This window comes from Bradyrhizobium sp. 61, assembly GCF_023073075.1.
In the GTDB taxonomy this organism is placed as follows: Bacteria; Pseudomonadota; Alphaproteobacteria; order Rhizobiales; family Xanthobacteraceae; genus Bradyrhizobium; species Bradyrhizobium barranii.
This window is the reverse complement of sequence record NZ_JADPIU010000097.1, coordinates 15,693-26,877: the sequence shown is the minus strand read 5'-3', so window position 1 is coordinate 26,877 and position 11,185 is coordinate 15,693. Positions and strand designations below refer to the sequence as shown.

The following is an 11,185-nucleotide window of genomic DNA, read 5'->3' as shown; positions in this document are numbered from 1 at the left end:
TCTCCCATTTCGCTGCGCTCAATGTGAGCCGACCCTCCCCCTCCAGGGGAGGGTGGAAGCAGGCCTACTCCGCCGCCAGCGACTTTTGCTTGAGCGGCAGACCGAGGCGGTCCCACACCTGCAGGAGCGCTTCGGCGAGCTGATCGATCAAGCCGTCGTCGTGATAGGGCGAGGGCGTGATGCGCAGGCGTTCGGTGCCCTTGGCCACCGTCGGATAGTTGATCGGCTGAATGTAGATGCCGTGCTGTTCCAGCAGCAGGTCGGACGCCTGCTTGCACTTCTCGGCATCGCCGATGAACAGCGGCACGATATGGGTGTCGCTCGACATCACAGGCAGGCCGGCGGCGTTGAGGATCGCCTTGACGCGGGCGGCGCGGTCCTGGTGGCGCTCGCGCTCCCAGTTCGAGGTCTTCAGATGCTTGATCGCGGCGGTCGCGGCCGAGCAGATCGCCGGAGGCAGCGCGGTGGTGAAGATGAAGCCCGGCGCGTAGGAGCGCACGGCGTCGATGATCTGGCCGTTGGCGGCGATGTAGCCGCCGAGACAGCCGAACGCCTTGGCCAGCGTGCCTTCGAGAATGTCGATGCGATGCATGACGCCGTCACGCTCGGCGATGCCGCCGCCGCGCGGGCCGTACATGCCGACGGCATGGACCTCGTCGACATAGGTCATCGCGCCATATTTCTCGGCAAGATCGCAGATCTTGGCGAGCGGAGCGACGTCGCCGTCCATCGAATAGAGGCTCTCGCAGGCGATCAGCTTCGGCCGGTTCGGACCTGCGGCCTTCAACTTCTCTTCGAGGTCGGCGAGGTCGTTGTGGCGGAACACGACGCGCTCGCAGCCGGACTGGCGGATGCCCTCGATCATCGAATTGTGGTTGAGCTCGTCCGACAGGATCAAGCAGTTCGGAATGAGCTTCGCGATGGTCGCGATGCCGGTCTGGTTCGAGACATAGCCCGAGGTGAACAGCAGCGACGCTTCCTTGCCGTGGAGATCGGCGAGCTCGGCCTCGAGCTGCACCAGCGGATGATGCGTGCCTGCGATGTTGCGGGTGCCGCCTGCGCCGGTGCCGACGCGGGTCGCGGTTTCGACCATGGCGCCGACCACCTTCGGGTGCTGGCCCATGCCGAGATAATCGTTGGAGCACCAGATCACGACGTCGCGTTTGCCCTTCGGCGAGTGCCAGAGCGCATGCGGGAACCGGCCGGCGATGCGTTCGAGATCGGCGAACACGCGGTAGCGCCGCTCGGTGTGGAGACGATCGAGGGCGGTATTGAAAAACTGGGCGTAATCCATCGGCAAAACCTAAGACGGAACTGACCAAAAGGGCGCATCTTCTTAGAGCTTTTCCAGCTCTAGTGTCTATGCGCTATCCCACATTTGGGGGCGAGGAGCATTTGGGCAAAATGCCCTATCGTGCGATTTGAAACTTGATCCCGATCAAGTTCGCGCGCGAGGCAATGTTGCTTTGCACCATTGGCGGCGGTGCGGGTCTACCCGGCCTTGGCCTTCTTGCGCGGCTCGCTCCGCGCCTCCTTTACGACCGCCACCGGCTTTAACCAATCCGAATTGCGCAAGGCATGCGCCACGCAATCATGGATGTGGGTGTGCAGCACCTTGTTCGCGCTCTTGGCGTCGCGCTTCAGCGCCAGCTCTTTCAGCTCGCGATGCTCGGCCGCCGCCATCTCGCCGCGGAACACCACGGCGATCATCTGGTAGCGCAGATAGCGGTCATAGACCGCGGCATGCGCATCGAGCAGCACCTTCGAGCCGCAGGCCGCGACGAGCGCGCGATGAAACTGGAAATCGCACTGTTTCCAGCTTTCCGCATCGGACCGCTCGCCTGACAGCAGCATCCGCTCCATCGCCGCGAGCTTGTGATGCGCCGAGACGATGTGCGCTTCCCAGTCGAGATCGCCGGCCGCGAACGACTTCTCGATCATGTGGTTCTCGAGCAGCTCGCGCAGCTCCGCGATCTCCTGGAATTCGGTCGCCGAGATCGGCGCGACCTCGAAGCCGCGCTGGCCTTCGGCGACGACAAAACCTTCCGAGCACAGCCGGTTCAGCGTCTCGCGCAGCGTCGAGATGCTGGTGCCGTAGGCGCCGCTCATCCGCTCGAGCTTCAGCTTCTGCCCCGGCGTCAGCTTGCCGAAGATCAGGTCGGTGCGGATGCGGCGATAGGCGCTGTCGCCCACCGTCTCGGCTGTCGTGTCGGGAAGGGTGTCCATGCCTCATCCTAGCGCTTTGGACGTGCGTTTTGCCAAATTTCGTAACTTTATCAAGCGTTTCTTGTAATATCATACAAAATCTAAAATATAGGTTGATTTATAATTCATCATATAAGACGTTCCCGCCCCTAAGAACGAGATCAACAGGGGAGGGGGCGATGCCCGTTCGGTTCAAAGGTCTGGCTTTGGTGGCGGCGATCGGCGCGGTCGCCTTGGGCGCGATGGGGCCGGCCTCGGCGCAGGCCATTCAGGAGCGCACCATCCGCTGGGGGCACCTCAACAACACCGACCATCCCGTCAGCAAAGGCGTGCAGAAATTCGCCGAGATCGTCGCGGCCAAGAGCGGCGGCAAGCTCAAGGTGCGCGAATATCCGGCCAATCAGCTGGGCAGCGAGATGCAGCAGCAATCGGCGCTGCGCGCCGGCACCCAGGAGATGCAGTCGCCGGCGACGACGTCGCTGGTCGGCATCGTCAAGGATTACGGCCTGATCGATTTCCCCTTCATCGTCTCGACGCCGCAGCAGGCCGACGCCCTGCTCGATGGTCCGCTCGGCGCAGCGCTGCTGGCAAAGCTGCCTGAGAAGGGGCTGGTTGGTCTCGCTTATTGGGATCTCGGCTTCCGCAACGTCACCAACAGCAAGCGTGCCATCACCAGGGGCGAGGACCTCGGCGGCATCAAGATCCGTGTGATCCCGAACCCGGTCTATCTGGAGACCTTCAAGGCCTTCAACGCCAACCCGGTGCCGATGAGTTTCTCGGAGCTCTATAGCGCGCTGGAGACGGGCACCGTCGACGGCCAGGAGAACCCGTTCTCCGTGATCCTGTCGAACAAGTTCTTCGAGGTGCAGAAATATCTCAGCGTCACCAATCATACCTACTCGACCAACATCATCCTGATCAGCAAGAAATTCTGGGACGGACTCTCGCCCGACGAGCAGAAGATCTTGCAGGACGCGGCGATCGAGGCGCGCGACTACCAGCGGAAGGTCAGCCGCGAGCAGGCTGCCGCCGCGATTGACGAGCTCAAGGCCAAGGGCATGGCGGTCAACGAGATCGCACCCGCCGAGCTCGATCGCATGCGCGAGAAGACCAAGCCGATCGCGGAAAAATTCTCGGCCGACTACGACCCCGCCATCGTCAAGCTGTTCAACAGCGAGCTCGACCGCGTGCACGCGCTGAAGCCGTAAGCCGACGCGCAGCAGGTCGGACATGATGAAAACGATGGTCAATGCCTATTTCTGGCTGCTCCGCGCGGTGATCGCGGTGCTGCTCGCCGCCATGGTGGTGCTGGTGTTCGGCAACGTCGTGCTGCGCTACGGCTTCAATTCCGGGATTGCGATCTCGGAAGAGCTGTCGCGCTGGCTGTTCGTGTGGATGGTGTTTCTGGGCGCGATCATCGGCCTGAAGGAGCATGCCCATCTCGGCGTCGACAGTCTCGTCAAGGTGCTGTCGCCGTTCGGCCGCAAGGTCTGCTACGGCCTCAGCCACGCGCTGATGCTCTATGCCTCCGTGCTGCTGACGGAAGGCTCCTGGAAGCAGACGGTGCTGAACTGGGACACGGTGGCGCCCGCCTCGGGGCTCTCGGTCGGCCTGTTCTACACCGCCGGGATCGTGTTCGGCGCCTCCTCCTGCGTGATCATCGTGCACGAGCTCTATCGGCTCGTGACCGGGCAGGTCGCCGATGCCGATCTGATCGCCATCAGCGAGTCCGAGGAGCTCCCGCATTCTTCTGGCACCGCGAGCGGAAAGCAGCAGGCATGACTGTCGCCGTCTTCACCTTCTCGCTGCTCGGCGCCATGGCGATCGGCATGCCGATCGCGTTTGCGCTGATCGTCTGCGGTATCGCGCTGATGACCTATCTCGCGATGTTCGATTCCCAGATCATCGCGCAGAACGTCATCAATGGCGTCGATTCCTTTCCGTTGATGGCGGTGCCGTTCTTCATCCTAGCCGGCGAAGTCATGAACACCGGCGGGCTGGCGCGCCGCATCCTCAACTTCGCGATCGCGCTGGTCGGCCATTTCCGCGGCGGGCTCGGCTATGTCGCGATCCTCACGTCATGCATCCTGGCCTCGCTCTCGGGCTCGGCGGTCGCGGACGCCGCGGCGCTCGGTGCGCTTCTGGTGCCGATGATGGCCGCGGCTGGCCACAATCGCGCCAGTGCGGCTGGCCTCGTCGCTGCCGGCGGGATCATCGCGCCCGTCATTCCTCCGTCGATCGGTTTCGTCATTTTCGGTGTCGCCGCCAATGTCTCGATCTCGAAGCTGTTTCTGGCCGGCATCGTGCCGGGCATGCTGCTCGGCGTCGGCCTGTGCTTTGCCTGGTGGTGGGTGGTGCGCAAGGAGAACCCGGCGCGCCTGCCGCGCAAGAGCATCGCCGAGATCTGGCGTGCGCTGATCGACGGCTTCTGGGCCCTGATGCTGCCGATGATCATCATTTTCGGCCTGCGCTTCGGCATCTTCACGCCGACGGAAGCGGCCGTCGTCGTCGCCGTTTATTCGCTGGTGGTGGCGATGGGCGTCTATCGCGAGCTCAGGCCGGCACAACTGCCGGCACTGTTGGTGAGTACCGCGCAGACCACGGCTGTCGTGATGTTTCTCGTCGCCGCGGCGCTGGTATCGTCCTGGCTGATCACGGTTGCCGAGATTTCCGACCAGATCGTTGCGCTCGTGCAACCGTTCGCGGGCAACAAGACCCTCCTCACCTTCGTTCTGATGATCATCGTCGTCATCGTCGGCACCGCGCTGGACATGACGCCGACGATCCTGATCCTGACGCCGATCCTGATGCCGATCGTCAAGCAGGCTGGCATCGACCCCGTTTATTTCGGCGTGCTCTTCATCATCAACAATGCGATCGGGCTGATCACGCCGCCGGTCGGCGTCGTGCTCAACGTCGTCTGTGGCGTTGCCCGCGTCTCGATGGATGATCTGATCCGCGGCGTCTGGCCCTTCATGATCGCGCAGCTCGTCGTGCTAGCCTTGCTGACGCTGTTTCCCGTTCTCGTCACCGGCCCGGCCAAGTGGTTCGGTGGCTAACTTCCAGAAGGACCTGTCCATGAAACGCGTGATGATCCTCAACGGTCCCAACCTCAACATGCTCGGCATCCGCGAGCCGCACATCTACGGCACGACCACGCTCGACCAGGTCAACGCAAGCTGCGAGGAAGCGGCCGCCAAGCTCGGGCTCAAGTTGGCCTTCCACCAGTCCAACCATGAAGGCGTGCTGGTCGATCTGATCCAGTCGGCGCGGCAGGACGCCGATGCCATCATCATCAATCCGGCCGGTCTTTCCTTCACCTCGGTCTCGATCATGGACGCGATCAAGACCTTCGAAGGCCCGGTGCTGGAGGTCCATATCTCCAACATCCACGCCCGCGACGAATATCACCGCCACTCCAAGATCTCGTTCGTGGCCACCGGTGTGATCTGCGGGCTGGGCCCGTTCGGCTACGTCGCGGCGCTGCACGCGATCGCGAATATGAAGTGAGCTCTGCCGCACTGACGGTGCGCTCCCTCGCCCCGTTCTTACGGGGGAGGGTTGGGGTGGGGGGCTGCTTCCACGAGCACGGTGAGAGTTGGACTCGCGGAGAGTCTCCCTCACCCGGTCGCTTCGCGACCGACCTCTCCCCGCAGGCGGGGAGAGGTGAAAAGCTCACGTCGTCCGGAACTGGAGCACGCCGTCTTTCGTCTCCGCCGTCAGCCGGCCCTCGACGATCATGTAATTGACGTGGGCAACGAGTTCGCCGGCGGCAAAGCCCATCTGGTGCTCGTCCAGCACGTGCTTGTTGAACACGACAGGCACCAATGCGCGCGAGGTCTGCGGCACCTCGCTGCAGGCTTCCGCGATCAGGCGGCAGCGCTCCTCGTGGTGATCGGCGAGCTGCTTGATGCGGGTCTTCAGACCATAGAACGGCACGCCGTGGCCGGGCAGCACCAGCAGATCGTAAGGCAGGGTGGTGGTCAGGCTCGCGAGCGAGGCCAGATATTCGCCGAGCGAGTTCTGGTCGGGTTCGACCGCCCAGACGCTGACATTCGGCGAGATCTTGCTCAGCACCTGGTCGGCGGAGAGGAACAGCTTGTCGTCGGCGCAATACAGCATCACCTGGTCGAGCGCGTGCCCGCCGCCGGTGATCACCTTGAAGCGGCGGGTGCCGATCACGACCTCGTCGCCATGCGAGATGCGGCGGTAGGACGGCGGCAGCACCGAGACGCGCTTGAGATAATCCTGGCCGCGGCCGAGCAGCTTTTCGGTGAGCGACTCGTCCATGCCGTGGCGGCGGAAGAACAGCCGCTGGGCTTCGCGCCGCTCCTCGGTGCCGCGGTTCTGGTGGTAGACCGATTGCAGATATTCGACCTGCGTCATCACCAGCGGGCAGTTGAACCGCTCGACGATCCAGCCCGCGAGGCCGACGTGATCGGGGTGCGAATGCGTGACGATCAGGCGCGTGATGTTGACGCCCTTCAGCGGCCCCTCGAACAGTCTGGTCCAGGCCTCGATCGTCTCCTCGTTGCCGAAGCCGGCATCGATCATGGCATAGCCGTCGCCGTCGGCGAGCAGGTAGATGTTCACGTGGTTGAGGCGGAACGGCAGTTTCAGCCGCGCCCACAACACGCCGGGACGCACCTCGACGATCTCTTCGGGGCCGGGATGCTGTTCCCAGGGATAGCGCAGGGCCTCGGCCGAGGACTGCACGGTGTCGGTTTTCGGGTTCATGCTACCGGCTTAAACCCGCCGGGCGCGGGGCGCCAGCCGAAAAAGGCCGGGCCGTGGTCTCCGCATGGCGGTCATACCCGCAGTTTTCCGCAGCCCGGATTACGCGGCGCTCCATCCGGGCTACGGGCCGGCGGCTTACGCCGCCCGCATGTTGTTGAGGAATGCGTCGATCTCTCCGCGCAGCATGTCGGCTTCGCGGCGGAGCGCGTCGGAGGCGCCCAGTACTTCGCTCGCCGCCGCGCCGGCTTCCGCGGACGCCGTGGAGACGCCGATGATGTTGCTGGAGACCTCGCTGGTGCCGCCGGCGGCATGCTGGATGTTGCGGGCGATTTCGCGGGTGGCTGCGCCCTGTTCCTCGACCGCGGCGGCGATCGTCGTCGTCACGTCGTTGATCTCGCCGATGATCCGGCCGATGCCCTGGATGGCGCCCACCGCCGAGGTGGTGACCTGCTGCATGCTGGCGATCTGGGTGCGGATCTCTTCCGTCGCCTTGGCGGTCTGGCTCGCGAGGCTCTTCACCTCGGAGGCGACCACTGCGAAGCCGCGGCCGGCTTCGCCCGCGCGCGCCGCCTCGATGGTGGCGTTGAGCGCGAGCAGGTTGGTCTGAGACGCAATCGTCTGGATCAGGTCGACCACGACGCTGATGCGGCTCGCACTGTCGGCAAGGCTCTGCACCGTGGTGTCGGTGGCGCCGGCCTCGTCGACCGCCTTCCTGGCGATCGCGGCCGAGGTGACGACCTGCTTGCTGATCTCCTCGATCGAGGACGACAGCTGCTCGGTGCCTGATGACACGGTCTGCACGTTGACCGAGGTCTCCTCCGCGGCGGAGGCAACCGCGTTCACCAGCGCGTTGGACTGGTCGGCGGTGTTCGACATGCTCTGCGCGGTGGACTGCATCGAATTGGCCGATTGCGCGAGATTGTCGAGCGCGTTGCGTACCGCGCCCTCGAACTCGGCGATCTTCGCTTCCATGCGCGCGGCACGCTCGGCCTTGGCGACACGGTCCTTGTCCTGCTCACTCGACATCGCGCGGGCCTCGATCATGCTCTCGCGGAACACCTGCAGCGTGTTCGCCATCACCGAGATTTCGTCGTTGTGGTGCTTCGAGCGGTAGATCTCCGTCTCGAGGTCGCCGTTCGCGAGCAGCTGCATCGACTGATGCAGCGCGCCGATCCGCCGCAGGATGTTGCGGCCGACATAGAGCCAGACGAACAGCGCCGAGCCGACCAGCATCAGCGCGCCCAGCGCCAGCATCGCGGTGGTGGCGAGCGAGATCTCCTGGCGCGCCTGGAAGGTCGACGCGTTTGTCTCCTTCTGCACGCCGTCGACGAGCTGCTGCACGCTGATGCCGAGACCGACATTGAGCTTGCGGGTCTCGTCCAGGATAGTCTGGCCGTAGTCGATGGCGTCGAGCTCCTTCTGGCGGATCTTGAACACGCCGGTCTTGCCCTCGCCGAAGGCGAACAGCTTCTGCACGGCGTCGCGCACCGTCTGCATCGAGGGCATGTTCGGGAGGTCCTCGAGGTTCGACTTGACGCGGTCGCGCGTCGCCTTGAACTCCTTCTCGATCGCTTCCAGCGTGTCGCTGTTGTTGGCCGACAGCGCCGCCATCATGTCGGCGGCCATCAGGTTGCCGTTGGCGGAGATTGTCGCGACCTGGGAGACGGTGCGGGCGGCCTCAGTCGCATCATCGGCGGAAACTTCCGCCGCGCCGAGGATCGCGTTCAAGCGTGTCTGTGCGTCCAGCATCGCAGGACCGGCCGCGCCGACGAAGGTGAGCTGCGCCTTGCGCAGCGCCTCATATTGCTTGTCATGCAGCGCGCCGGTCTCGAGCCGCTCGCGCGCGGCCGACACCAGGCTCTGGGTCGCCTCGTCGATGCTCTTGGCGGTGTCGCGCAGCGCGGTTGCGATCTGCTTGTCGGCGCCGAGCTCGATGATCTCGCCGAGCTTGGCCATGGCGAGCTGCTGGATGTCCTTCACGCTCTTGGTGCGTTCCTTCAGCGCCTCGTCGGAGGGCGATGCCAGCAGGCCCGGGCCTTGCGCCGCGAGCGTCGCGCTTTGCGAGGCGAGCTGCAGGCTGGCGGAGAGGCGCGGGATGTCGCGGCCGCTCAGATCCATCATGGTCGCGCCGAGGTGATTGAACACGAAGCCGGCGCCGGCTGCGATGACGAGGCCCATGCCGGCGATCAATGCGAAGGCGGCGAACAGGCTGCCGCGCACGCCCCACCTTGGCATCTTGAAACGAGGCTTGAGACGGCCAAGGACACGGCCAGCACCCAGACGGATCGCCATCGAAATTCCCCCACGCGTGATCTTTATATTTTCGCCGCGGAGTATCCCTGGGTCGGGTTAAAAAATCGCAAGTTGCACAATCGGTTGCGCCTGTTCCGCACAGCGAAAAAGAAAGGGCCGGCAGAATTGCCGGCCCTTGATTGCGAAGAGATTTTTTGGAGGCGCGATCAGTAGCGCGCGACCGCCGAATTGGCCCAGTTGAAGCGGTAGTTGACGCCCGCCTTGAAGGTGTGGTCGTCGGTCGTGAAGTTGCCGGTGCCCACCAGCGGGCCCGCGGTGAAGTGGGCGTCGCCGAAATTGTAGTACTGGTACTCGGCCTTGGCCGACCAGTTCGGGGCGAACATGTATTCGAGGCCAGCGCCGACGGTGTAGCCGTTGCGGTGATCGCCATCGATGATGAAGCCGGTCGGCACGCCGCCAATCGTCACCTTCTCGTTGTTGTCCGAATAGGCGTAGCCGCCCTTCACGTAAAGCAGGCCCGGACCCCAGGTGTAGCCGACGCGGCCGGTGATCGAGCCGAGGCCACGCTGGTCGTTGCTGTAGGCGACGCCGCCCGGGAACGCCGCGCCGACGCTGCCGGAGAGCCAGGAATACTGGCCTTCGACGCCGACCAAGAAGTTCGGGTTGAACTGCCAGTCAGCACCGACCTGCACGCCGCCGAGGAAACGGCCGTTGCCGTTGTTGCCGGTGGAGAGGCCGTTGAAATTGTTGTCGCTGGAGAACGCGCCGCCGACATGGCCGCCGACATAGAAGCCCGTCCAATTGTAGATCGGCGCGGCATAGGCCGGCGCGGGCGCCTTGTAGTAGTTGCGGTTGCCGAGATCGGCGCCGACGGCCGGCGCGACAGCGCCCACCACGAGCAGCGCAACGGTCGCAAACAAAATCTTCTTCATCGTCTTGAACTCCAGCACTTTGGTCCCCGGCAGGCGCGCTGTCCGCGCCGTCGTTGGTTTTGCAGATAGCTCGCTTTTGACGAAAATGCTGTCACATCCGTGGCACAGCGACAGCCAACCTAACTTATTGGGCTGTAAATGATTTTCGTGCTTAATGGCGGCTTAAGAAGTGGTGAAGGAAGGCTTAACGTCGCAAGTCTCGGGTAACTTGCGCGCGTCTCTCGTTAACCAAGACGCCGCCGCGCCTCATCGCGCATCTGCTGGCGGAAGGCCGCGCGCCTTGCAGGCCGGTCTTCCTCGCGTACGTCGTGGCGATCGAAGACGTCGAACTTCTCCATGATCGGATAGCGCTCGCTCGCCATCGCGAGCACGCGCAGCACCTTGGTCGCGGACGGCGTCGGGCCACTGACCTCCCAGCGCCGGATGGTATCGGCGCCGCCCTTCTCCGGCAGTCCGCAAAGCTTGGCCATGTCGGCCGCGGTGAGCTTGCGCTCGAGGGCATCGGAAAGGTCATTGCGGAGCTGCTTCAGTTCGGGGCCGGTCATGCTGCTTGCGTCCAGGGAAGTCGCTGAAGGCAATGCACTAGCGCTGATTCGGGTCCATCCGAAGGCGAGTGGTCGTGATAGTGTGTCCATGCCGGTCGAGCGTCAGCGAGGCGAAATCGCATGCCTGTGTTCAAGCTGCCCCTGTCGGGGGATGTCGTCCAGTCCATTTATCCGTCGTTCTTCAGTCCCACCGGCGGCCAGTTCGGTCTCGTCAACATCACGGTGGGGCAATCCTCGGCGCCAGATGTCGAGAAGGACGTGCTGTCGGATGTCGCCGGTTACGGCAAGCAGATCGGACAGATCGCGGACGCGCTGCTGGCCGTGGTCGAGCATCTGGAGTCGCAGCCCGACCACGCGCTCGCTGACGATCCGGCGATCGTCGCCTTCAAGGCGCTGATGCACTCTGTCGCGACAGTCAAGGAGCGACATGGCCGCAAGGCATGTCGTCCGAAGCGACGATGACCACGGCAGCGGTGTCTGGGTCAGGCACATTCGGGCGTGCACGAAGTTATG

The 11,185-nt window shown here is 64.0% G+C and carries 11 protein-coding genes; 5 read left to right on the top strand and 6 right to left on the bottom strand.

Annotated features, from left to right (window positions below):
* Positions 1–64 precede the first annotated feature (64 nt).
* Entirely contained in the window at positions 65–1,294 is a 1,230-nt protein-coding gene (hemA, locus tag IVB46_RS38765) for a 5-aminolevulinate synthase (protein WP_028148697.1), read from the bottom strand.
* A gap of 197 nt (positions 1,295–1,491) precedes the next feature.
* Positions 1,492–2,226: a GntR family transcriptional regulator gene (locus IVB46_RS38760; protein WP_247316304.1), complete on the bottom strand. Its 735-nt coding sequence runs from the start codon at positions 2,224–2,226 to the stop codon at positions 1,492–1,494.
* Positions 2,227–2,384: 158 nt separating this feature from the next.
* Here IVB46_RS38760 and IVB46_RS38755 point away from each other — a divergent pair, with 158 nt between their 5' ends.
* From IVB46_RS38755 to aroQ, 4 genes are read left to right on the top strand one after another with little or no spacing between them, the layout of a single operon-like run.
* Entirely contained in the window at positions 2,385–3,413 is a 1,029-nt protein-coding gene (locus tag IVB46_RS38755) for a TRAP transporter substrate-binding protein (RefSeq protein WP_247316303.1), read from the top strand.
* 22 nt (positions 3,414–3,435) lie between these two features.
* A complete protein-coding gene (locus tag IVB46_RS38750) occupies positions 3,436–3,987 on the top strand; it encodes a TRAP transporter small permease (protein WP_247316302.1) in 552 nt (183 codons plus the stop codon).
* The gene (locus IVB46_RS38745) at positions 3,984–5,264 is read left to right on the top strand and encodes a TRAP transporter large permease subunit (protein ID WP_247316301.1); all 1,281 of its coding nucleotides are present in this window, start codon (positions 3,984–3,986) and stop codon (positions 5,262–5,264) included. The genes IVB46_RS38750 and IVB46_RS38745 overlap by 4 nt, the downstream gene beginning before the upstream one ends.
* 19 nt (positions 5,265–5,283) lie before the next feature.
* Positions 5,284–5,715 carry a type II 3-dehydroquinate dehydratase gene (gene aroQ, locus IVB46_RS38740; protein WP_247316300.1) on the top strand — a complete coding sequence of 144 codons (432 nt, stop codon included), beginning with the start codon at positions 5,284–5,286 and terminating at the stop codon, positions 5,713–5,715.
* Between the two features lie 165 nt (positions 5,716–5,880).
* Here aroQ and IVB46_RS38735 read toward each other — a convergent pair whose 3' ends face one another.
* From IVB46_RS38735 to IVB46_RS38720, 4 genes are all read right to left on the bottom strand, one after another.
* The gene (locus IVB46_RS38735) at positions 5,881–6,942 is read right to left on the bottom strand and encodes an MBL fold metallo-hydrolase (RefSeq protein WP_085402602.1); all 1,062 of its coding nucleotides are present in this window, start codon (positions 6,940–6,942) and stop codon (positions 5,881–5,883) included.
* Between the two features lie 135 nt (positions 6,943–7,077).
* Positions 7,078–9,234, bottom strand: coding sequence for a methyl-accepting chemotaxis protein (locus tag IVB46_RS38730; RefSeq protein WP_247316299.1), 2,157 nt, complete (start codon positions 9,232–9,234; stop codon positions 7,078–7,080).
* Positions 9,235–9,401: 167 nt separating this feature from the next.
* The gene (locus IVB46_RS38725) at positions 9,402–10,127 is read right to left on the bottom strand and encodes an outer membrane protein (RefSeq protein WP_247316298.1); all 726 of its coding nucleotides are present in this window, start codon (positions 10,125–10,127) and stop codon (positions 9,402–9,404) included.
* A gap of 224 nt (positions 10,128–10,351) precedes the next feature.
* Positions 10,352–10,672 carry a hypothetical protein gene (locus tag IVB46_RS38720; protein ID WP_085402600.1) on the bottom strand — a complete coding sequence of 107 codons (321 nt, stop codon included), beginning with the start codon at positions 10,670–10,672 and terminating at the stop codon, positions 10,352–10,354.
* Positions 10,673–10,792: 120 nt separating this feature from the next.
* On the opposite strand from IVB46_RS38720, the gene IVB46_RS38715 reads away from it, so the two are divergent.
* Complete coding sequence (locus IVB46_RS38715) at positions 10,793–11,134, top strand: hypothetical protein (RefSeq protein ID WP_247316296.1); 342 nt, start codon at positions 10,793–10,795, stop codon at positions 11,132–11,134.
* Positions 11,135–11,185 lie beyond the last annotated feature (51 nt).